Origin of the sequence: Achromobacter insuavis, assembly GCF_902859645.1 — a bacterium.
Lineage (GTDB): Bacteria > Pseudomonadota > Gammaproteobacteria > Burkholderiales > Burkholderiaceae_B > Achromobacter > Achromobacter insuavis.
In genome coordinates this window covers 32,235-55,037 of record NZ_CADIJR010000022.1, presented here as the reverse complement: position 1 = coordinate 55,037, position 22,803 = coordinate 32,235, and the positions used below count along the sequence as shown (strand labels likewise).

Annotated in this window: 16 protein-coding genes; 9 read left to right on the top strand and 7 right to left on the bottom strand. The window is 67.8% G+C overall.

Annotation, left to right across the window (positions count from 1 at the left end):
• The first annotated feature begins 1 nt into the window (after position 1).
• From H0523_RS13750 to H0523_RS13735, 4 genes are all read left to right on the top strand, one after another.
• Positions 2 to 1,390, top strand: coding sequence for an acetyl-CoA carboxylase biotin carboxylase subunit (locus H0523_RS13750; protein ID WP_054433760.1), 1,389 nt, complete (start codon positions 2 to 4; stop codon positions 1,388 to 1,390).
• The gene (locus H0523_RS13745; protein ID WP_054433762.1) at positions 1,387 to 2,262 is read left to right on the top strand and encodes a 5-oxoprolinase subunit B family protein; all 876 of its coding nucleotides are present in this window, start codon (positions 1,387 to 1,389) and stop codon (positions 2,260 to 2,262) included. The genes H0523_RS13750 and H0523_RS13745 overlap by 4 nt, the downstream gene beginning before the upstream one ends.
• On the top strand, positions 2,252 to 3,241 hold the full coding sequence (locus H0523_RS13740; protein WP_054433764.1) for a 5-oxoprolinase subunit C family protein: 990 nt from the start codon (positions 2,252 to 2,254) through the stop codon (positions 3,239 to 3,241). Before H0523_RS13745 ends, H0523_RS13740 begins: the two co-directional genes overlap by 11 nt.
• Before the next feature lie 154 nt (positions 3,242 to 3,395).
• Positions 3,396 to 4,733: a purine-cytosine permease family protein gene (locus tag H0523_RS13735; protein ID WP_054433766.1), complete on the top strand. Its 1,338-nt coding sequence runs from the start codon at positions 3,396 to 3,398 to the stop codon at positions 4,731 to 4,733.
• Positions 4,734 to 4,797: 64 nt separating this feature from the next.
• Here the strand turns inward: H0523_RS13735 and H0523_RS13730 are convergent, their stop codons facing one another.
• The 5 genes from H0523_RS13730 to H0523_RS13710 all read right to left on the bottom strand — a co-directional run bounded on the left by H0523_RS13730 (position 4,798) and on the right by H0523_RS13710 (position 13,420).
• Positions 4,798 to 5,325, bottom strand: a complete 528-nt coding sequence (locus H0523_RS13730) for a chromate transporter (protein WP_054433768.1) — start codon at positions 5,323 to 5,325, stop codon at positions 4,798 to 4,800.
• On the bottom strand, positions 5,322 to 5,900 hold the full coding sequence (locus tag H0523_RS13725; protein WP_054433770.1) for a chromate transporter: 579 nt from the start codon (positions 5,898 to 5,900) through the stop codon (positions 5,322 to 5,324). Before H0523_RS13725 ends, H0523_RS13730 begins: the two co-directional genes overlap by 4 nt.
• Positions 5,901 to 6,041: 141 nt before the next feature.
• Positions 6,042 to 7,508: a glutamate synthase subunit beta gene (locus H0523_RS13720; protein ID WP_054433771.1), complete on the bottom strand. Its 1,467-nt coding sequence runs from the start codon at positions 7,506 to 7,508 to the stop codon at positions 6,042 to 6,044.
• Positions 7,509 to 7,516: 8 nt separating this feature from the next.
• Positions 7,517 to 12,256: a glutamate synthase-related protein gene (locus tag H0523_RS13715; protein ID WP_054433773.1), complete on the bottom strand. Its 4,740-nt coding sequence runs from the start codon at positions 12,254 to 12,256 to the stop codon at positions 7,517 to 7,519.
• A 369-nt stretch (positions 12,257 to 12,625) separates the two neighbouring features.
• Positions 12,626 to 13,420, bottom strand: coding sequence for a hypothetical protein (locus H0523_RS13710; protein ID WP_054433774.1), 795 nt, complete (start codon positions 13,418 to 13,420; stop codon positions 12,626 to 12,628).
• 231 nt (positions 13,421 to 13,651) lie between these two features.
• Between H0523_RS13710 and fghA the strand changes: the two genes are divergently transcribed.
• From fghA to rpoH, 3 genes are all read left to right on the top strand, one after another.
• Positions 13,652 to 14,515 carry an S-formylglutathione hydrolase gene (gene fghA / locus H0523_RS13705; RefSeq protein ID WP_054433776.1) on the top strand — a complete coding sequence of 288 codons (864 nt, stop codon included), beginning with the start codon at positions 13,652 to 13,654 and terminating at the stop codon, positions 14,513 to 14,515.
• A 96-nt stretch (positions 14,516 to 14,611) separates the two neighbouring features.
• The gene (locus H0523_RS13700) at positions 14,612 to 15,301 is read left to right on the top strand and encodes a hypothetical protein (RefSeq protein WP_054433778.1); all 690 of its coding nucleotides are present in this window, start codon (positions 14,612 to 14,614) and stop codon (positions 15,299 to 15,301) included.
• A 195-nt stretch (positions 15,302 to 15,496) separates the two neighbouring features.
• Positions 15,497 to 16,381 (top strand): RNA polymerase sigma factor RpoH, encoded by an 885-nt coding sequence (rpoH, locus tag H0523_RS13695; RefSeq protein WP_006388088.1) that lies wholly within the window; start codon positions 15,497 to 15,499, stop codon positions 16,379 to 16,381.
• Between the two features lie 343 nt (positions 16,382 to 16,724).
• Here the strand turns inward: rpoH and H0523_RS13690 are convergent, their stop codons facing one another.
• Positions 16,725 to 17,519 carry a phosphodiesterase gene (locus H0523_RS13690; RefSeq protein WP_502711663.1) on the bottom strand — a complete coding sequence of 265 codons (795 nt, stop codon included), beginning with the start codon at positions 17,517 to 17,519 and terminating at the stop codon, positions 16,725 to 16,727.
• Between the two features lie 233 nt (positions 17,520 to 17,752).
• On the opposite strand from H0523_RS13690, the gene H0523_RS13685 reads away from it, so the two are divergent.
• The gene (locus H0523_RS13685; RefSeq protein WP_054433781.1) at positions 17,753 to 20,542 is read left to right on the top strand and encodes a cation:proton antiporter; all 2,790 of its coding nucleotides are present in this window, start codon (positions 17,753 to 17,755) and stop codon (positions 20,540 to 20,542) included.
• Between the two features lies 1 nt (position 20,543).
• Here H0523_RS13685 and H0523_RS13680 read toward each other — a convergent pair whose 3' ends face one another.
• A complete protein-coding gene (locus tag H0523_RS13680) occupies positions 20,544 to 21,350 on the bottom strand; it encodes an NUDIX hydrolase (RefSeq protein WP_054433783.1) in 807 nt (268 codons plus the stop codon).
• Positions 21,351 to 21,642: 292 nt separating this feature from the next.
• On the opposite strand from H0523_RS13680, the gene coxB reads away from it, so the two are divergent.
• The gene (gene coxB, locus H0523_RS13675) at positions 21,643 to 22,800 is read left to right on the top strand and encodes a cytochrome c oxidase subunit II (RefSeq protein ID WP_035359862.1); all 1,158 of its coding nucleotides are present in this window, start codon (positions 21,643 to 21,645) and stop codon (positions 22,798 to 22,800) included.
• The last annotated feature ends 3 nt before the right edge of the window (positions 22,801 to 22,803 follow it).

The following is a 22,803-nucleotide window of genomic DNA, read 5'->3' as shown; positions in this document are numbered from 1 at the left end:
CATGGGCGTGCATTCCTTCTACCGGCCGCGCTGCATCCAGACCCTGCTGGTCGCCAACCGGGGCGAGATCGCGCTGCGCGTGATCCGCGCCGCGCGCGAACTGGGCATGCGCACGGTGGCGGTCTACAGCGACGCCGACCGCGACGCACTGGCGGTGCGCCTGGCCGACGCCGCCGTCCACATCGGGCCGGCCCACGCCACCCGCAGCTATCTGAATGCCGAGGCCCTGCTGGCCGCGGCGCGCGAGAGCGGCGCCGACGCGATCCATCCGGGCTACGGCTTCCTGGCCGAGAACGCCGATTTCTCCCAGGCCGTGACCGACGCCGGCCTGGTGTTCGTCGGCCCCGACGCCAGCACCATCCGCAGCATGGGCGACAAGGCCGCCGCGCGCGCCTGCGCCAAGGCGGCGGGCGTGCCCACGGTGCCGGGCAGCGAGGGCGTGGTGGGCTCGCTGGACGAGGCCCTGAGCCACGCGGCGCAGATCGGCTATCCGCTGATGATCAAGGCGTCCGCCGGCGGCGGCGGCCGCGGCATCCGCGTGGCGGCCGACGAGGCGCAGCTGCGCGAAGCCATTCCCATGGCCCAGGCCGAGGCGCGCGCCGCCTTCGGCGACGGCGGCGTCTACCTGGAGCGCTACCTGCCGCGCGCCCGCCACATCGAGGTGCAGGTGCTGGGCGACGGCGAGCGCGCGGTGCACCTGTTCGAGCGCGAATGCTCGCTGCAGCGCCGGCGCCAGAAGGTGTTCGAGGAAGCGCCGTCGCCGGCGCTGAGCCCCGCGCTGCGCCAGGCGCTGTGCGAATCGGCGCTGCGCCTGACCGAGTCGGTGGGCTATCGCGGCGCGGGCACGCTGGAATACCTGTACGACGAGACCCGCGGCGAGTTCTACTTCATCGAAATGAACACGCGCATCCAGGTCGAGCATCCGATCACCGAAGCCATCACCGGCATCGACCTGGTGCGCGAGATGCTGCGCATCGCCGACGGCGAGCCGCTGCGTTTCAAGCAAGCGGACATCGCCATGCGCGGCGCCGCCATCGAATGCCGCCTGAACGCCGAAGACCCGGCGCGCAACTTCGCGCCGGGCCCCGGCACCGTGTCGCACGTGCGCTGGCCGGCCGGGCCGGGCGTGCGCATCGACTCGATGGTGTACGCCGGCAGCGTGGTGCCGCCCTACTACGATTCGCTGCTGGCCAAGCTGATCGTGTGGGACGAAGACCGCGACGCCGCGCTGGCGAGGATGGCGCGCGCGCTGGATGAAACCGAATTCGAGGGCGTGCCGTCGACGCTGGCCCTGCATCGCGCCCTGGTGGCCGATCCGGGCGTGCTGGCGGGCGACTATCACACCAACTACCTGGAAAGCTGGATGCAGCAGCGGGAGGGGACCCAATGACGGTGCGCTACACCCATGGCGGCGATGAATTCATCTTCGCCGAGATCAGCGAATCGATGTCGCTGGCCGCGTTCTTCAAGGGCATGGCCATCACGCGCGCGCTGCGCGAGCGCGCCGTGCCCGGCGTGAGCGAGATCTGCCCGGCCAACGCCTCGTACCAGATCCGCTACGACCCCGACCAGGTCGCGCCCGAGGCCATGCTGGCCATCCTGCGCGAGATCGAGGCCACCATCGACCTGGACAACCTGCGGCTCGACACCCGCGTGATCCAGGTGCCGGTGCTCTACAACGATCCCTGGACCCACGAGACGCTGATGCGCTTTCGCGAGCGCCACCAGGACCCGGCCTCGACCGACCTGGAGTACGCCGCGCGCATCAATGGCTTTGCCGATACCGATGCATTCATCGCGGCGCATTCCAGCGCGCCCTGGTTCGTGTCGATGGTTGGTTTCGTGGCCGGCCTGCCGTTCATGTTCCAGATGGTCGAGCGCGAGCGCCAGCTCGAAGTGCCCAAGTACCTGCGGCCGCGCACCGACACGCCCAAGCACACGGTGGGACATGGCGGCTGCTTCGCCTGCATCTATTCCGTGCGCGGCGCCGGCGGCTACCAGATGTTCGGCGTGACGCCCGCGCCGATCTTCGAGCCCGCGCAGCGCCAGGCGCACCTGCGCGACTCCATGGTGTTCTTCCGCCCCGGCGACATCGTCAAGTTCAAGCCGATCAGCCGCGCCGAGTACGACGCGGCGGTGGCGCGGGTCGAGGCCGGCACCTTCCAGCTCGACATCCGCCCCGTGTCGTTCTCGCTGTCCGAATTCATGGCGGCGCCCGAGCAGTACAACGCCCGCCTTCTGGAGACGCTCCATGCCGCATGACGAACCGCTCATCGAAGTGATCAAGCCCGGGCTGGCGACGTCGGTCCAGGATCGTGGCCGCCAGGGCTACTACCACCTGGGCATTCCGCCCTCGGGCGCGCTCGACCAGTACGCGCTGGCCGCCGCCAACCTGCTGGTGGGCAATCCCGAGGACGCGGCGGTGCTGGAATGCACGCTGATGGGCCCCGAGCTGCGCTTCACGCGCGCCGCGGTGATCGCCGTCACCGGCGCCACCATGATGCCCAGGATCGATGGCCAGGCCCAGGCCTGCAACACCGCGCTGGCGGTGCCGGCCGGCGCCCGGCTGTCGTTCGATTTCGTGCAGGCCGGCGCGCGCGCCTGCCTGGCGATCGCCGGCGGCATCGACGTGCCCGAGGTGCTGGGCAGCCGCTCGACCTACACGCTGGGCGCCATTGGCGGCTTCGACGGCCGCCGCCTGCAGGCCGGCGACCGCTTGCGCGTGGGCGTGCCGCGCCCGGGGACGCGGGTCGGCCGCGCGCTGCCGCCGGAGCTCGCCAGCCAATGCCCGAAGGAGCAGGTACTGCGCGTGGTGCCGGGCCTGTACGACCATCGCCTGATGCCGGAATCGGCCGCCTCGTTCTACGAGGACGCCTGGAGCGTGACCTCGGAGGCCGACCGCATCGGCTACCGCTACAAGAAGGGCCGCGCGCTGAAGTTCCAGCCGCGCGAGCAGCCGTTCGGCGCGGGCGCCGATCCGTCCAACATCGTCGACGCCTGCTATCCCATCGGTTCCATCCAGGTGCCGGCGGGGGTGGAACCCATCATCCTGCATCGTGATGCCGTGTCCGGCGGCGGCTACGCCATGATCGGCACCGTGATCAGCGCCGATCTCGACAAGGTCGGCCAGATGCAGCCCAACCAGCAGGCCCGCTTCGAACGGGTCACGCTGGAAACGGCCTTGCAGGCCCGCAAGGACTACCGCGCCCGCCTCGACAGGCTGCGTGCCGCCATGGGTTGATCCCCGCCCCGTTTCCCCGTTGATCGTTGCTTTCCTTCCGGCCTGTTCCGACAGGCCGGGCGGGCGCGCCTGCGCCTGTGCTTTTCGAGTTTCACACGCTGCACGCCGTACTCGTCCGCATTCCGCGGTTCTTCAGCACGTCAGGAGAGCCTCCATGGCCAACCTTGCTTCCAGCTCCTCGTCCTCCGACCGGGACACTTCCCTAGCCACTGTGGCCGATGCCGACCGCATGGGCCGATTCCCGCTCACCATGGCCTGGTGGGCCGTGTGCAGCGCCATCTTCTACATCGTGGTCGGCGCCACGCTGGCGCTCAACTACGGCGCCCGCAACGCCATCATCGGCATGGTGCTGTCGGTGATTTCCTATGGCCTGATCAACGCCGTGATCTCGCGTTACGCCATCCGCACCGGCCAGTCGGTGGCGCTGTTCTCGCGCGGCGTGTTCGGCACCTCGGGCGCGGCGCTGGCCACCCTGATCTTCTTCGCCACCGCCATCTACTACGCCGTGTTCGAGGGTTCGGTGATGGCGGTGGCCGCGCACCACATGTTCCCGGCCGTGCCGTACTGGGCCTTCGCGCTGCTGGTGGTCATCTACAGCGTGCTGCTGATCTTCGGCAGCGTGCAGCGCTGGCTCGACAAGTTCAACGGCGTGCTGTTGCCGTTCTACCTGGGCGGCCTGCTGCTGGCGGTGGCGCTGGCCACGCGCGAGTACGGCTACAGCGACGCCTGGCTGGCGTTCGGCCCGGCCGGCGGGCCGGTGGCGGGCGGCTGGTGGGACGCCTACGTGTATTACATGGGCGTCTGGATCCTGATGATGTTCACCTTCGATTACGCGCGCTTCGGCCGCCGCGAGGATGCGCGCTACCACGGCCGCTACAACTTCGGCATGCCGTTCTACCTGGTCACCTTCCTGCTCAACGGCGTGGCCGGCATCTACCTGGTCGCCATCATTCCCGGCGATGGCGCCTTGAGCGAGGTGTCGGTGGTGCTGGCGCTGCTCAAGCTGATGGGACTGGGCGGCCTGTTCTTCGTCTGGGTGACGCAGACCCGCATCAACACCGCCAACTATTACCTGGCCACCATCAACATGCAGGCCTTCTTCGCGCGCTTCGGCCTGGGCCGCTGGCCCAAGGCGGCGTGGGCGGTGGTGGTGGGGCTGGTGTCGTACGCCTTGATGCTGTTCGACGTGTTCTCCTATCTGCTGCAGGCGCTGGCCTACCAGGGCATCTTCGTGGTGGCGTGGGTCGCGGTGGCGCTGGTGCACATCCTGGCGGCGGGCGAGTCCGCGCCGGCGCCGGGCGGCGGCAGCGCCTACAACCGCCGTGGCCTGGGCGCCTGGTTCGCGGGCGCCGCGAGCGGCCTGGCGTTGATGCACGTGAGCGGCCTGGCCGCGACGTTCGCGGCGCCGGCCAGCTTCGTGGTGGCGGGCGTGGTGTACTGGCTGGGGCAGGCCGCGGTGTCGGGCCAGCGCATGCAGGGCGGCGGCGCCTAGCGCCATGCCGTCCGGTGGGCGCCGCGTCGACGGTGCGCGGCGCAACGATGGGCGCCGTCGCGTGTCAGGCCAGCGCGGCCAGGAACACGAGCGCGCCCAGCGCCAGCATCAGGAAGGGGCTGACGCGGGTGTAGACCAGCGCCAGCGTCGAGGCGGCGGCCACGCCCCAGGCCCACGCGCCGCCCTCGGCGGCGCGCAGCAGCGTGCACGACGAGGCCAGGATCATGCCGGCGGCGACCGGCACCAGTCCGGCCTCGATGGCGCGCACGCAGGTGGCGTGGCGATATCGCGCCCAGACCCGCGCCAGCGCATAGATCAGCAGCGAACAGGGCAGGAAGATCGCGATCGAGGCGGCGATGGCGCCGGCCCAGCCGCCCACCTGCCAGCCGATCAGCGTCACCAGCAGCGAGGCCGGCCCCGGCGTGATGCGCGACAGGGCGAAGTAGTCCAGGAACTGCGCTTCGGTGATCCAGCCATAGTTGTCGACGGCCTGGCGGTGGATTTCGGGCAGGATGCTCTGGCCGCCGCCCACCGTCAGGAACGACTGCGGCGTGAAGACCGCGAACAGGTCGTGCAGCGTGGCCAGGTTCATGGCTGTCGCTCCCGGCGCCGCAGGCGCGAATAGGCGATGCCGATCGACAGCGGCGCCATGACGCCCACCACCCACAACAACGGCAGGCGCAGCAGGAAGATGGCGGCAAAGGTCACGCCCATGACCGCGGCGGGCACCCAGCCCTGCAGCGCGCGCCGGGCGGCGCGCAGGCCGGTCTGCAGCGATACGCCCACCGCCGCCGCCGCCACGCCCGCCATCGCCACGTGCAGGCCGTGCGATTGGGCCAGACGGGCGAACAGCGCCGCGGCGGCGATCGCCACCAGCATCGGCGGCACGGTGATGCCCAGGCCGCCCAGCAGCGCGCCGGGGCCGCCGCGCAGGCGAAAGCCGATCCAGATGGCCAGGTTCACCACGTTCACGCCGGGGAACGACTGCGCCAGCGCCAGGCCGCTGAGGAAATCGGATTCGGACAGCCAGCGCCGCTGCTGCACGAATTCACGCATCATCCAGCCGCTCAGCCCGCCGCCGAAGCTGGTCAGGCCGACCTTGGCGAAGGCCAGGAAAATCTGCGGCAGCGTCGGCGGTGCGGCAACGGCGGGGTCAGCGGCGGACATGGCGGGCGGCGCGATGGGGTCGATGCCGCATCTTACGCAATGCGAAATGTCGGCTGGCTGAAAGAATTTCGCCGCCGGGCACGACGTGCCGGGCGGCGAAAGCGGGGGCCGGCCGATGGCCGGCCTGGCAACGCGGCGCGATCAGCGCGGCAGTTCGCTCGACCCCATCAGGTAGGCATCCACCGAGCGCGCGCACTGGCGGCCTTCGCGGATGGCCCAGACCACCAGGGACTGGCCGCGGCGCATGTCGCCGGCGGTGAAGACCTTCTCCACGTTGGTGCGGTAGTCGTCGGTGTTGGCGCGCACATTGCCGCGCGCATCGCGGTCGACGCCGAAGGCGTCCAGCACGGTCTGCACCGGCGACACGAAGCCCATGGCCAGCAGCACCAGGTCGGCCTTGATCTCGAATTCCGAGCCTTCGACCTCGCGCATCTTCATCTGCCCGGTGGCTTCGTCCTTGAACCACTCGACGCGGGCGCCGACCAGCTTCTCGACCTTGCCGTTGCTGCCCTGCAGCAGCTTGGTGGTCACCGACCAGTCGCGTTCGCAGCCTTCCTCGTGCGAGGACGAAGTGCGCATCTTCAGCGGCCAGTACGGCCACGTCATGGTCTTGTTCTCGGATTCGGGCGGCTGGGGCATCAGCTCGAACTGCGTGACCGAGGCCGCGCCGTGTCGGTTGCTGGTGCCAACGCAGTCGGAACCGGTGTCGCCGCCGCCGATCACCACCACGTGCTTGCCCTTGGCCAGCGTCTGGTTGGTGAGGCGGTCGCCGGCCACGGCCTTGTTCTGCTGGCGCAGGAAGTCCATGGCGAAGTACACGCCCGACAGCTCGCGGCCCGGCACCGGCAGGTCGCGCGGGGTTTCCGAACCGCCGCTCATCACCACGGCGTCGAACTCGGCCAGCAGCGAGTCCGGGGTGCGCACGGTCAGGCCGTCGGCCACCGGGTCGGACGGATTGCCGACGTAGGTCGAGGGCGCGAATTCCACGCCTTCGGCTTCCATCTGCGAGATGCGGCGGTCGATCTGGTGCTTTTCCAGCTTGAAGTCGGGGATGCCGTAGCGCAGCAGGCCGCCGATGCGGTCGCTCTTCTCGAACAGCGTGACCGAGTGGCCGGCGCGCGCCAGCTGCTGCGCGCAGGCCATGCCGGCGGGGCCGGAGCCGACCACGGCGACTTTCTTGCCGGTCTTGCGCGCCGGCAGTTGCGGCGCGACCCAGCCTTCGGCCCAGCCCTTGTCGATGATGGCGTGCTCGATGGACTTGATGCCCACGGCGTCGCTGTTGATGTTCAAGGTACAGGCGGCTTCACACGGCGCCGGGCAGATGCGGCCGGTGAATTCCGGGAAGTTGTTGGTGGAGTGCAGCACGTCCAGCGCACGGCGCCAGTCCTGCTTGTACACCAGGTCATTCCAGTCGGGGATGATGTTGTTGACCGGGCAGCCGTTGTTGCAGAACGGGATGCCGCAGTCCATGCAGCGCGCCGCCTGCTGCTTGGCCTGGTCGTCGGTCAGGTGCAGCACGAATTCGCGCCAGTTCTTCAGCCGCTTCTGCGGGGCCTCGGAGGCCTCCTGCAGACGCTGAAATTCCATAAAGCCGGTAATCTTTCCCATGGTATCCCTCACGCAGCCAGTTGTTGCGGGTTGGCTGCACGCCACATTTCACCCAATGCGCGGCGGTAGTCCGTCGGCATGACCTTTACGAATTTGCCGCGCGAGGCTTCCCAGTCGCCCAGGATTTCGCGGGCGCGGAAGCTGCCGGTGTAGCGGAAGTGGTCTTCCACCAGGCGGCGCAGGATGGCTTCATCCGTTTCGCGTTCGCCGCCGCGCTGCGCGCTGTGCCAGACGTCGATGTTGTTCTGGGCCTGCTGCTCGGCGTGCGGCACCACGGCTTCCAGTTCGACCATCGACAGGTTGGCGCGATGCTTGAGCGTGCGCTCCGGATCCCACACGTACGCCACGCCGCCCGACATGCCGGCGGCGAAGTTGCGGCCGGTGGCGCCCAGCACCACCACGGTGCCGCCGGTCATGTATTCGCAGCCGTGGTCGCCGGTGCCTTCCACCACCGTGGCGGCGCCCGAATTGCGCACCGCGAAGCGTTCGCCGGCCACGCCGTTGAAGAAGGCTTCGCCCGCCAGCGCGCCGTACAGCACGGTGTTGCCGGCGATGATGTGGTCGGGGCCGAAGCCGCGGAAGTCATTGGGCGAGCGCACGATGATGCGGCCGCCCGACAGGCCCTTGCCGACGTAGTCGTTGCCTTCGCCCACCAGGTCCATGGTGATGCCATGGGCCAGGAACGCGCCGAAGCTCTGGCCGGCGGTGCCGTTGCACTGGATGTGGATGGTGTCGTCCGGCAGGCCGTCGTGGCCGTAGCGCGCGGCCACGGCGCCCGACAGCATGGCGCCGATGGTGCGGTTGCGGTTGCGCACCGGCACGATGAACGAGACCTTCTCGCCGCGTTCCAGCGCGGGCTTGCTGCGCTCGATCAGCTGGTGATCCAGCGCGCCGGCCAGGCCGTGGTCCTGCTCTTCGGTCTGGCGCACGTCGGCGTCGGATTGGGTCTGGTGGAACACGCGGGCGAAGTCCAGGCCCTGCGCCTTCCAGTGTTCGACGCCCGAGCGCATGTCGAGCAGGTCGGCGCGGCCGATCAGGTCGTCGAACTTGCGGATGCCCAGCTGGGCCATGATCTCGCGCACTTCCTCGGCGATGAAGAAGAAGAAGTTGACGACGTGCTCGGGCTTGCCCTGGAACTTCTTGCGCAGCACCGGATCCTGCGTGGCCACGCCCACCGGGCAGGTGTTCAGGTGGCACTTGCGCATCATGATGCAGCCTTCGACGACCAGCGGCGCGGTGGCGAAGCCGAACTCGTCGGCGCCCAGCAGCGCGCCGATGACGACGTCGCGGCCGGTCTTCATCTGGCCGTCGGCCTGCACGCGGATGCGGCTGCGCAGGCGGTTCAGCACCAGCGTCTGCTGGGTCTCGGCCAGGCCGAGTTCCCACGGCGTGCCGACGTGCTTGATGGACGACACCGGCGAGGCGCCCGTGCCGCCGTCATGGCCGGCGATCACGACGTGGTCGGCCTTGGCCTTGGCCACGCCCGCGGCCACCGTGCCAACGCCGACTTCCGACACCAGCTTGACCGAAATCGAGGCCTTGGTGTTGACGTTCTTCAGGTCGTGGATCAGCTGCGCCAGGTCCTCGATCGAGTAGATGTCGTGGTGCGGCGGCGGCGAGATCAGGCCCACGCCCGGCACCGAATAGCGCAGCTTGGCGATGTATTCCGAGACCTTGTGGCCGGGCAGCTGGCCGCCCTCGCCGGGCTTGGCGCCCTGCGCCATCTTGATCTGGATCTGGTCGGCCGACGACAGGTACTCGGCGGTGACGCCGAAGCGGCCCGAGGCGACCTGCTTGATCTTCGAGCGCAGCGAGTCGCCCTTCTTGAGTTCGACGTCGGCTTCGATGCGTTCCGGGCCCAGCAGCGAGGCCAGCGTGTCGCCGTCCTTGATGGTGCTGCGGCCTTCGCGCATTTCGGCGCGGTAGCGCAGTTCGTCCTCGCCGCCTTCGCCGGTGTTGGACTTGCCGCCGATGCGGTTCATGGCGACGGCCAGCACCGAGTGCGCCTCGGTCGAGATCGAGCCCAGCGACATGGCGCCGGTGGCAAAACGCTTGACGATGTCCTTGGCCGATTCGACGTCATCGAGCGGAATGGCGCGCGACGGGTCGAAGCGGAACTCGAACAGGCCGCGCAGCGTCATGTGGCGGCGGCTCTGGTCGTTGATGATCTGCGCGTACTCCTTGTACGTGCGGTAGTTGTTGGCGCGCGAGGCGTGCTGCAGCTTGGCGATGGAGTCCGGCGTCCACATGTGCTCTTCGCCGCGCACGCGGTAGGCGTATTCGCCGCCGGCGTCGAGGTCGTTGGCCAGGACCGGGTCGCTGCTGAACGCGGCGCGGTGCTGGCGCAGCGCTTCCTCGGCCACCTGGAAGATGCCGATGCCTTCGATGTTGGAGGCGGTGCCGGTGAAGTACTTGTTCACCAGGCTGCTCTGCAGGCCGACTGCCTCGAAGATCTGGGCGCCGGTGTAGGACATGTAGGTGGAAATGCCCATCTTGGACATCACCTTGTTCAGGCCCTTGCCGATCGCCTTGATGAAGTTCTTGACGGCCTTTTCCGGGTCGCTCATCTTGCCCAGCGATTCCAGCGCCAGGTAGGGGTGGATGGCCTCGGCGCCGTAGCCGCCCAGCAGCGCGAAGTGGTGCACTTCGCGGGCCGAGCCGGTTTCCACCACCAGGCCGGTGTTGGTGCGCAGGCCGGCGCGGATCAGATGCTGGTGCACCGCCGAGGTGGCCAGCAGCGCGGGGATGGCCACGCGCTCGCCGTCGACCAGGCGGTCCGACACGATCAGGATGTTGTAGCCGCTTTGCACCGCGTCCACGGCGCGCGCGCACAGGGCGGCCACGCGGGCTTCAATGCCCTCGGGACCCCAGGCGGCCGGGTAGGTGATGTCCAGCTCGAAGCTGCGGAACTTCTTGCCCGTCACCTGTTCGATGTCGCGGATCTGCGCCATGGCGGCGAAGTCCAGCACCGGCTGCGACACTTCCAGGCGCAGCGGCGGGTTGACGTTGTTGATGTCCAGCAGGTTGGGCTTGGGGCCGATGAACGACACCAGCGACATCACCATCTGCTCGCGGATCGGGTCGATCGGCGGGTTGGTGACCTGGGCGAACAATTGGCGGAAATAGTTGTAGAACGGCTTGGCGCGGTCGGACAGCACGGCCAGCGGGGCGTCGTTGCCCATCGAGCCGATCACTTCCTCGCCGGTCGAGGCCATGGGTTCCAGGATGAACTTGTAGTCTTCCTGGGTCCAGCCGAAGGCCTGCTGGCGATCCAGCAGCGCCACCGGCGACTGCGTGGGCACGGCGGCCTGGCGCGGGGCCGGCAGCGATTCCAGCTTGATCTGCAGGCGTTCGATCCACTGGCGGTACGGACGGCTGTTGGCCAGCTGCAGCTTGATCTCGGCGTCGTCGATGATGCGGCCCTGTTCCAGGTCGATCAGGAACATCTTGCCCGGCTGCAGGCGCCACTTCTTGATGATGCGGTTTTCCGGGATCGACAGGGTGCCGGCTTCGGAAGCCAGGATGACCATGTCGTCGTCGGTCACCAGGTAGCGCGCCGGGCGCAGGCCGTTGCGGTCGAGCGTGGCGCCGATCTGGCGGCCGTCGGTGAACGCGACCGCGGCGGGGCCGTCCCACGGTTCCATCATGGCGGCGTGGTATTCGTAGAAAGCGCGGCGGCTTTCGTCCATCTGCGTGTGCTGTTCCCAGGCTTCCGGGATCATCATCATCATGGCGTGGGCCAGCGAGTAGCCCGAGTTCACCAGCAGTTCCAGGCAGTTGTCGAACGTGGCGGTGTCCGACTGGCCTTCATAGACGATGGGGTACAGCTTCTTCAGGTCGTCGCCCAGCACGGCCGACTGCATCATGCCTTCGCGGGCGCGCAGCCAGTTGAAGTTGCCCTTGACCGTGTTGATTTCGCCGTTGTGGGCGATCATGCGGTACGGGTGGGCCAGCGGCCAGGCCGGGAAGGTGTTGGTCGAGAAGCGTTGGTGCACCAGCGCCAGCGCCGACACGGTGCGCGGGTCGGCCAGGTCGCGGTAGTAGCGGCCGACCTGGTCGGCCAGCAGCAGGCCCTTGTAGACCACGGTGCGCACCGAGGCCGAGGGCACGAAGTATTCCTTGCCGTGCGCCAGGTGCATGTTCTGGATGGCGTGGCTGGCGGTCTTGCGGATCACGTACAGCTTGCGCTCGAGCGCGTCCGGCACCATCACGTCGGCGCCGCGGCCGATGAACAACTGGCGGATCACGGGTTCGCAGTCGCGCACGGTGGGCGACATGGGCATGTCGACGTCCACGGGCACGTTGCGCCAGCCCAGCACGACCTGGCCTTCGGCGCGCACCGAGCGCTCGAGTTCCTGTTCGCAGGCCAGGCGCGAGGCCGTTTCCTTGGGCAGGAACACCATGGCCACGCCGTATTCGCCGGGCGGGGGCAGGGTGATGCCGTGCTGCGCGAACTCGTCGCGGTACAGCGTATCGGGGATCTGGATCAGGATGCCGGCGCCGTCGCCCATCAGCTTGTCCGCGCCCACCGCGCCGCGGTGATCCAGGTTTTCCAGGATCTTCAGGCCTTGCTGGATGATGGCGTGGCTTTTCTTGCCCTTGATGTGCGCCACGAACCCCACGCCACAGGCGTCATGTTCGTTCTTGGGGTGGTACAGGCCCTGGGCAGGCGGCAGGCCGATGCGGCTGGCATCGATCGGGGTCGCCTTGGGGGTGGGACAGGATTCGTTCGGGGTGATTTGGGGCATGGCGCGCTCCGCAGTAAGACTGCGTTCTAATGTTGCAGTGCAGGAACGGACAATACCCCCGAGAGCAGTAGGGTGCAATAGGAATATAAGGGGTGTGACCCTAATTAATTAGATGCACCGTCATAGAGCATTAATATGGGGACGCAACAACGGCCGCGCCAATCAAGGCTTGCCAAGGGGGTGTGCCGGCCGGCATCGACCCTGGGGGGATAAATCCCCCATTTTCCCTATGTTCAGTCCCCAATTATTGTGATGCTTTTTGGCAAATCCGGCAGGTCGTTCGACGCCCGTTGGGCCGAGCTGGAGCACGCGATCATGCCGCCGCGATGTGCTCGCGGCGGCATGAAAAAAGCGCCCGAAGGCGCTGTGTCAGGAAGACGATCCGCTTCCGGAGGTTCCGCTGGTGGGCGGCGGTGACGCCGACGGTGCGGACACCGCGGCATCGCTGTCGGACTCGGCGGCGGCCGGCGTGGCCGGCTTCTTGCGCGGGCGTCCGCGCTGGCCCGGGGCCACGCGGCGGCTGGCGGTGTGGGCCAGGCTGGCGATGAAACTCGGGCCGCCCAGCGCCCACTGGCCCGAAACGGCCTGATCGATGCGCTGGCTTTCCTCGCGCGACAGGCCGTCCTGCAGGCGCTTGCGGTAGTTGGCCTGGCGATCGAACGGCGTGTTGCCGCAGGCCCAGTAGTCGGCGTGGTCGGACTGCCACTGCGCCGGCGCGGCGGTGGTGTTGCCGGTATGGCTGGAGGCCGACGACCAGGGCCAGGAATCGGGATCCTGCGAGGCGCCGCTGCGCACCGGGTAGGTTTCCAGCCAGACCAGCGCGGGCAGCACCCAGGCGCCGGGTTCGAGCAGGGCCGATCGGTAGCGTCCGGCGAACACCCGGCCGCCGCGCAGGCGCGCCGCCAGGTTGCGCCCCAGCGTCTGCATCAGGCGCGGCAGGCCTTCCTCGTCGGCGGGGGTGGCCAGCAGCAGGATGCGGTCGTTGGCGAGCAGCCAGCCGTGCACCGACACGCGGTGGCGCTGGGCGGATTCGCCCAGCCACGTGGCCAGCTGGTTGAGGATATCGGCCGGGGCGGGCTGTGATGCCGCCGCCAGCGGCTGAATGAAGTTGGCCTGCACCAGTTGGGGCAGCCCAGGGGCGTACAGACGGGGCAGACGGGCCATAGTGTCAGGGCTTGCGCTTCCAGAAGAACGGGTTGTCTTCTCTCACGTATATAAATAGTGCCACGGTGAACGCTGGTCAAGCCCCGCGATCACAATATGGGCGCGGAATCGCTACTTTTTGTGGAAAGGACTCCAATTCGGGCAGGTTAACATTCGGCGACGGATCCTCGTACCGTGGATATACCCTAATTCCGACCGAATTTTCTTCAGCCTCAGACCCGGAGACTTCCCATGCCCGCCTCCCTGGAACTCATTTCCCAGCATCGTTGTTTCGGGGGTTCGCAGCGCTATTACCGCCATGAGTCGGCCGAGATCGGCCTGCCGATGCGGTTTTCGGTGTTCGTCCCGCCGCAGGCCGAGCACGGCCCGGTGCCGGTGCTGTTCTATCTGGCCGGCCTGACCTGCACCGAGGAAACCTTCATGATCAAGGCGGGCGCGCAGCGCCTGGCCGCCGAACTGGGCGTGATGCTGGTGGCGCCCGACACCAGCCCGCGCGGCGCCAATGTGCCCGGCGAAGACGAAAGCTGGGACCTGGGCACCGGCGCCGGTTTCTACCTGGACGCCACCACCGCGCCCTGGCGCGCCCGCTACCGGATGGACAGCTACGTGACCCGCGAGCTCCATGGCATCGTCACCACCGCCCTGCCCGGCGACGCCGCGCGCGTCGGCATTTTCGGCCACTCGATGGGCGGCCACGGCGCGCTGGTGCTGGCGCTGCGCAATCCGGGCAAGTTCCGCTCGGTCTCGGCCTTCGCCCCGATCGCCGCGCCCAGCCAGTGCCCCTGGGGCCAGAAGGCGTTCGGCGCCTACCTGGGCGAGAACCGCGACGACTGGGCCGCCTACGATGCCTCGGCGCTGATGCGCTGCCTGCGCCAGCCGTTCCCCGACGGCATCCTGGTCGACCAGGGCACCGCCGACCAGTTCCTGGCCGAGCAGTTGTATCCCGAGGTATTCGAGGCCGCCTGCGCCAGCGCCGGCCAGCCGCTGGTGCTGCGCCGCCAGGAGGGCTACGACCATGGCTATTACTTCATCTCGACCTTCATCGAGGATCACATCCGGTTTCACGTCGAGCGGCTTGGAAAGCCGGCGGCCTGACGCCCCGCTTCTATACTGGGCGGCCTGCCGTGGCAGGCCCGCGGCGTCCCCCGCCCGGTCCCCGGCCGTGGCGTTCTTTGCATAGGATCGCCTGATTTGATCAACGGAATCGCTCCCTTCGTCTGGATCCTGCTGGCCGCGGTGGTCGTCTTCCTGCCGGGCCTGGCGATGCTGCTGGGCAAGGGCGGCCCGCGCGACGAGCGCGGCCGGCGCACCTTCCAGTTCCGGCCCGTGCGGCGCGTGTTCGGCCTGTTGCTGCTGTTGCTGGGCGGCGTGTCGGGGCTGCTGGCGCTGTCGCTGGTTCAGTTCTTCAAGCTGACCACGGACGAACCGGTCGCCCGGATCGAGATCCGCCAGCAGGCGGAGGGCCAGTTCCAGGTCAGCGCCACCGCGCCAGGCGTGGGCACCAAGCAGTACGTGCTGTACGGCGACCAGTGGCAGATCGACGCCCGCGTGGTGCGCTGGCGTCTGCCGGCCCTGATGGCCGGCGTGTCGCCCCTGTATCGCCTGGAGCGCCTCTCGGGCCGCTACAGCGACGCCGTGCGCGAGGCCTCTGCGACGCGTTCGGTGCACGCGCTGGACGACTGGCCGGCGCCGGACCTGGGCTCGCTCAAGCAGAGCTTCCCGAACTGGTTCCCCTTTGTCGATGTCCAATTCGGCAGCGCGGCCTACATGCCGTTGTTCGACGGCGCGAAGTACCAGGTCTATATGGATCCCCGCGGCGCGCTGTTCGCGCGTCCGGATGGCGAGGCCACCGCGGCCGGCCTGAAGCGCCTGGGCTGGTAGCCGGGCCGTTTGGCCCGTGGCGGACCCGCCTGGCGAGCCGGACCCCAGCCCTGCCGACAGCCGGGGATTTAAAATGGGGTCGTATCAAGGAAAGGAAACTTTGACGCGCCGCAATAGTCGAATTAGCACTCCCTTTACTAGAGTGCTAACATCGAATCCATGTCTTTACCCCTTCGCCTTCCGGAGACCGTCGCAATGAAACAACCCAGTACTTCGTTGGCCACGTCCGGCAACGCCCTGGCGTTGGCCATCGCCAATCCGGGCGCGCTCGGCACGATCGACGCCTACATCTCGGCCGTGAACCGCCTGCCGGTCCTGTCGGCCGAACGCGAAACCGAACTTGGCCGTCGCCTGCGCGACAGCGAAGACCTGGGCGCCGCGCGCGAGCTGGTGCTGTCGCACCTGCGTCTGGTGGTGTCGGTCGCGCGCCAGTACCTGGGCTATGGATTGCCTCACGCCGACCTGATCCAGGAAGGCAACGTCGGCCTGATGAAGGCCGTCAAGCGGTTCGACCCCGAGCGCGGCGTGCGCCTGGTGTCGTTCGCCGTGCACTGGATCAAGGCCGAGATCCACGAATACATCATCCGCAACTGGCGCCTGGTCAAGGTAGCGACCACCAAGGCCCAGCGCAAGCTGTTCTTCAACCTGCGCAGCATGCGCCCGGACGGCCAGACGCTGGACCCGGAACAGGTCGACCACATCGCGCGCGAACTCAACGTGCGCCGCGAGGACGTGAGCGAAATGGAAGTGCGCCTGTCCGGCCGCGACATGTCGCTCGAGAACCAGGACGACGATGACGACAGCTACGCGCCCATCGCCTACCTGTCCGACGAAGGCCGCCAGGAGCCGACCCGCGTGCTGGAACGCGCCGCGCGCGACCAGCTGCAGAGCTCGGGCCTGTCGAGCGCGCTGGAAGCGCTCGACCCGCGTTCGCGCCGCATCGTCGAAGCGCGCTGGCTGCAGGACGACGGCGGCGCCACGCTGCATGAACTGGCGCAGGAATTCGGCGTGTCGGCCGAGCGCATCCGCCAGATCGAGGCGGCCGCGCTGAAGAAGATGCGCGGCAACCTGGCCGCCTGATTCTCCGCCACATCCTCCCCGCCGCATCCATGCCCAGGGCCGCGATTCGCGGCCCTTTTCTTTGGTTCCGCCGCCTGTGCGCGCCCGTGGGAAGGGGCCGTGGCGGCCGTTGTCGCGACGCACCAATAAATTGATACAAATTCACCGCGAAATAACGGGCCATTTCAGAAACTTAATGAGGTGGGCGCCGCCTAACTTCACGTAGACCGCAAACTTTGGTTGGCAGTCTTGTCATCCGTCTCGGCTTCTCCTCTTTCCCCTCCCCTATGAGACGGATGCTTGCGGGGCACCACGCATATGGTGCCCCGTTTTTTATTGCGCGCGCGAAACGCGCGGCGCCTGCTCAGGCCGCTTGCGCGCTGTCGGGGCCGGGCTGCGTCGCCTGCCACAGCGCGTCCTGCACGCGCCGCACGCCGGTGGCCATGGAGCCATCCTGGTAAAGCTTGATCCAGCGATAGCCGGGCGCGAGGTTGTCGACCACGTGCTTGCCGTCGCGGATGCTGAACTGGAAGCAGGTGGACGGCGTGGCGAGCATGCGCAGGTTGTGGCGGCGGCGGTCGAACTCGTGGTGCACGTGGCCCCACAGCAGCACCCGCACCTGCGGCCAGCGCGTCAGCAGCTTGAACAGCGCCTGCGGGTTGTCGATCATCATCGAGTCGTGCCAGTGGCTGTCGATCTGCATCGGGTTGTGGTGCATGGCCAGCAGCGTGTGCCGTCCGGGCGCCTCGGCCAGCGCGGCTTCCAGCAGGTCGAGCTGGCTGTCGGGCAGGTGGCCGGCGTTCGAGCCGGGCACGGTGGTGTCCAGCGAGACCACGCGCCAGGCGCCCACGTCCGTCACCGGCACCGACCATTCGGGCAGTTCATGGCGCATCGCCACGGGCAGGTCGTGGTTGCCCGGCAGGCAACGGATCCGGGCGCCTTCCAGCGCCGGCGCGGCGCCCAGTATGGCGGCCAGGCGCTGGTAGGCGGCGGGCTCGCCGTCCTGGGACAGGTCGCCGGTGGCCAGCAGCAGGTCGGGATGCTTGCCGTCGGCCTCGATCTGGCGCAGCACGGCGCGCAGGCTGGCATCGGTGTTGACGCCGAGCATCACGGTGTCGGGCTCGCCGAACAGGTGGCAATCGGTCAGCTGGACGAGCATGGCCGGGGCGTCGGTGCGCCGGGCCAGGGTATGGACGCGTGCCAAGTGCGGCTCCTGCGAAGTTTCTGCACGGCCCCTACCTTACCGAAAAAACATGGCGCGGCGCGCATCGCCCGGCCCGATCGGGGTAACGAAACGTGCGCCGGAAATATCTGTTCGCCGGAATCGACCGGAAAACCCGCTATTCTTGTGGAACTTCTCACAAGCTTCATGATCGGGACGCGGCGTTATCCATGGATGTAGGTTTTCTCGTATTCGGCCTGGCCGGGCTGTTGACCCTGGTGTGCTTCATGCCGCCGCTGGCCGGCCGCCTCAAGCTGCCCTACTCGGTGCTGCTGGCTATCGTCGGCTGCTTGCTGGGCATCATCGTGCACGTCCATGGCTGGGCGCCGAGCTGGATCGGCGACTTCCTCGACTCGCTGGAACGGTTCGAGATCTCCTCCGAGACCTTCCTGATGGTGTTCCTGCCGGTGCTGTTGTTCGAGACCGCGCTGTCCATGAACGTGCGGCGCCTGATGGACGACATCGGCCCGATCCTGATGATGGCCATCGTCGCGGTGGTGGTGTGCACCGTGGTGGTCGGCGTGACGCTGGACGCGATCTCGTCCTATGGCCTGGTGGTCTGTCTGCTGCTGGGCGCCATCGTGGCGACCACCGATCCGGTGGCGGTGGTGGGCATCTTCCGCGAAGTGGGCGCTCCCAAGCGCCTGACCACGCTGGTGGAAGGCGAAAGCCTGTTCAACGACGCCGCGTCGATCGCCTTGTACTCGGTGCTGCTGGCCGTGCTGGGCGGCCATGGCGAACTGACCGTCAGCGGCATCTTCAATGACTTCATCGTGCACTTCATCGGCGGCGGCATCGCCGGCTTCGCCATGGGGCGCCTGGCCTGTTTCCTGTTCGCCTGGCTGCGCGGCTTTCCCACGGCCGAGATCACGCTGACGCTGACGCTGGCCTATCTGTCCTTCTTCATCTCCGAGCACTACCTGAACGTGTCGGGCGTGGTCGCCACGGTGATCGCCGGCCTGGTGGTGGGGTCGACCGGCCGCACCCGCATGTCGCCGACCACCTTCGAATACCTGTCGAGCGCCTGGGAACAATTCGGCTTCTGGGCCAACTCCCTCATCTTCCTGTTCGCGGCCATGCTGATCCCCAAGCTGATGGCGGCCGCCGACTGGCAGGAACTGGTGCTGGTGGCCGTGGTGTTCCTGGTGACGCTGGTGGCGCGGGCCATCGTGGTGTTCGGCCTGCTGCCGTTGCTGGGGCTGACCAAGCTGGGCACCAAGGTCAGCAACCCGTATAAGGCGGTGATGCTGTGGGGCGGCCTGCGCGGCGCCGTGTCGCTGGCCCTGGCGCTGGCCGTGACCGAGCAGACCGGCGTGGCCGAGGAGGCGCGCCAGTTCATCGCGGTGGCCACCACCGGCTTCGTGCTGCTGACGCTGTTCGTCAACGGCATCAGCCTGCGGCCGCTGATCCGGATGCTGGGGCTGAACCAGCTGTCGCCGGTCGAGCGCACCATCCGCAATCAGGCGCTGGCGGTGGCGCTGGAAGACCTGCAGGGCAAGACCGAGGAAGTCGCCAAGACCGAGCACATCGGCAGCGAGGTGCGCGACCGCATCCGCGCCGTGTTCGACGCCAGCCTGACCAGCGTGCACGACGGCCAGGTCAGCCAGATGAGCGACGAGCAGCGGGTGGCGGTGGGCCTGGCGATCGTGGCGCAGCGCGAGGAGGAAATGTTCTTCGACATTCTCAAGGCGCAGATCGTCGACTGGCGCATGGCGGAAACGCTGCTGGCGCGGGCCGAACGGCTGGAGGACGCAATCCGCATGGGCGGGGTGCCGGGCTTCGAGCGCGCCATCATCGCCGACGTGCGCTATTCCTCGGGCTTCCGGCTGGCCTTGCGGCTGCACTACCTATTCGGTTTCCAGGGCTGGCTGGCGCGCGAGCTGGGCCATCGTTTCGCCAACCTGATGAGCAAGCGGTCGGTGGCGCAACGCCTGATCGTGTTCGCGCGCGAGCAGATCACGCCGCTGCTGGGGGAAACCGCCACGCAGCGCATCGTGTCGCTGCACCAGCGCCGCCTGGACCTGATCGAGAACGCGATGCAGGCGCTGAACCTGCAATACCCGTCGTATGCGCAGTGGCTGCAGGAAAGCTATCTGGGCCGGGTGGCGCGCGAGCTGGAGCGGATCCGCTACCGCGACATGCTGGAACAGTTCCTGATCAGCGGCGAGGTCTACGCCGACCTGATGGCGCAGTTGAAGAGCCGCTGGGCGCATATCGACACGCATCCGCCGCTGGATATCGAGATGAGCGCGGCCGACCTGATCAACCGCGTGCCGCTGTTCGAGGGGCTGTCGGCCGATTCGCTGCGCGCCATCAGCAAGCTGCTCAAGCCGCGCCTGTCGCTGCCCGATCAGCGCGTGCTGACCAAGGGCCGGCATGGCGAAGAGATGTGCTTCGTGGCGTCGGGCGCGGTGGCGGTGCACCTGCCGGACAACACCATGATCGAACTGGGCAGCGGCGAGTTCTTCGGCGAACTCGGCCTGCTGGGCGAGCAGCAGATCGCGCCCGAGGTGACCTCGCTGGGCTACAGCAAGCTGCTGATGCTGTCGTCGCGCGATTTCCACGCCCTGCTGGCGCGCGACGAGCACCTGCGCGAGCGCATCCAGGTGGTGGCCAAGCAGCGCCTGCGCGCCATCGAGGTCTGGAAGCAGTTCTCGCAGGCCAACGCGGCGCCGGCGCCCGCGCCCGCGCCGGCGTCGGCGCTCACGCCGTCACAGGCGGCGGAAGCGGCCGAGGCCGCGGGGGCGGCGGATAGCGGGCTCGATACGCGGGCGGTGCAGGCGCTGCGGGCGGCCGAGCCGCAGCAGGGCGATAAGCGCCCTGCGCCGTTGCAGCAGGTCGAGACGCGCGCCGCGCCGTTGCAGCAGGTGGAGACGCGCCAGGCCGAGGCGCACAAGACCGACGCGCGAGACCCCGACGCGCGAGAAGCCGACGCGGCGCCAGGAGGCGCCAGCGCCTGATTCAGATTTCGCCGGCCGCCCGGCGCTGCATGATGTCTTCGAGGATCACCAGCGCCGCTTCCAGCGTGAATTCACCATCGGCCACGCGTTGCACCACGGTGTCGACGTCGGCGGCCGCGATTTCCATCACTTCGCCATCGCGGTTGGCGGGCCGCGCGTCCGCCGCCAGCACGCAGGTGCTGGTCAGCACGTCTTCGACCTGGTAGCCCTCGGGCAGGCGGCGGTGGATGCGCAGGATGGTGCGCAGCGGCGAGCGCTGCGCCAGGTCCGGCGCGTCCAGGCCGGCTTCCTCGCCGCATTCGCGCACCAAGGCAACGTCCAGGTCCTCGCCGCGGCCGGCCAGGCCGCCCACCAGGGTGTCCCACATGCCGGGGTCGGTGGATTTGCTGAGCGCTCGCCGCGCGATCCAGATGCGGCCATCGGGCGTCCAGGCGTTCAGGTGCACGGCCTTGGTCAACAGGCCCAGCGGCCGCATCGCCGCGCGTTCGATGACGCCGAGCGTGGTGTCGCCATCCAGCACGTCGAGCAATTCATCGCGCCAGCCGCGCAGGCAGTTGGCTTGGCGCAACAGTTGCGCGGCCTGTTCGAGCACCGCGTCGAGGGCGGGACCGGGCGACAGCGTCGCGCCGATGCGCAACGCGTCGGCATCGGACTCGATATGGGCGGCCCCTTGCAAGGCATCGCAGGCGGCATGCGTGGCCCAGCCGCAGCGGCGCCCCGCTATATAGAGCGCGTGTGCGCCAACCGGGGCGGGTTCCTGGGCCCGTGCGCTCAGGGCGGCATACAGATCGGACAGCTGTTTGGGCATCGTGAGGCAGTGTTAATAAGACTGTCCGCGATTTTATGCCACCCCTGTTTACCCTGGGTCGTGAACGAACGCGCGCAGATGGGGGCAGGCGGTATGAATTCAAGAGCACAAACTTACATCCATTTGCGCGTCCGCTATAATCCGCCAGTTTCTTTGTGATTTCGAGTGGGAATGCGGGGGCCGCTCTATCTCCCTGCCTAGCCCTGCCATCTAATAATTGCGCGTAGTCCTGTTGCAGTGACATCCGTGCCACTAGGCGACAAGGGCCCTCGCGCCGTGTTTCGAGGTAAGCATGAAGAAGTGGAGAGGGATACTGGGCGCTTGTGCGCTGCTGATTGGCAGCGTGGCCGTCGCTCAGGTGCAAGACATGCCCGGCGGCCCGAAGGTCAATCAGCTGAACCTGCATGAAGGCGTCACGCAGATCACGCGCGATGTCATGTGGTTGCACTGGCTACTGCTCACGATCTGTATCGTGATTTTCGTGGGCGTCTTCGGAGTGATGTTCTACTCCATCTGGGCGCACCGGAAATCCCGCGGACACAAGGCCGCGACCTTCCACGAACACCTCGGCGTGGAAGTGGCCTGGACGGTCATCCCCTTCATCATCGTTATCGCCATGGCGTTGCCGGCCACCAAGACGGTCGTCGCCATGAAAGACACTTCCAGCGCCGACCTGACCGTCAAGGTCACCGGCTACCAATGGAAATGGGGCTACGAATATCTCGATGGCTCCGCCGCCGGGATCAAGTTCCTGGCCACCCTGTCGACCCCGCGCGCGCAGATCGAGAACCGTGAGCCCAAGGGCCAGTTCTACCTGATGGAAACGGACAACCACATGGTGGTGCCCGTGGACAAGAAGATCCGCGTGATGTTGACCGCCGCCGACGTCATCCACTCGTGGATGATTCCCGATTTCGGCGTCAAGCAGGATGCCATCCCCGGCTTCCTGCGCGATGCGTGGTTCCGCGCCGAAAAGCCCGGTATCTACCGCGGCCAGTGCGCTGAATTGTGCGGCAAGGACCACGCGTTCATGCCCATCGTCGTGGAAGTCCTGTCGCAACCGGACTACGATAAGTGGGTTGAAGACCAAAAGAAGAAGATGGCGGCAAACGCCGACGATCCCAATAAAGAGTGGACGGAAGCCGAACTGGTTGCCCGTGGCGAGAAGGTTTTCGCCGCCAATTGCGTGGCCTGTCACCAGGCCAACGGCAAGGGCATCCCGGGCAGCTTCCCCGCGCTCGACGGAGACAAGGTTGTCCTGGGCCCGAAAGCCGCCCAGATCAACACCGTGCTGAAGGGCAAGCCCGGCACCGCCATGGCGGCGTTCGGGCCGCAGCTCAATGATGTCGAGATCGCCGCGGTCATCAGCTATACGCGCCATGCCTGGAGCAATGCCGGCAAGGGGCAGGACCCGACAGTGATGCCGAAGGACGTGGCGGCCGCGCGTTGATCG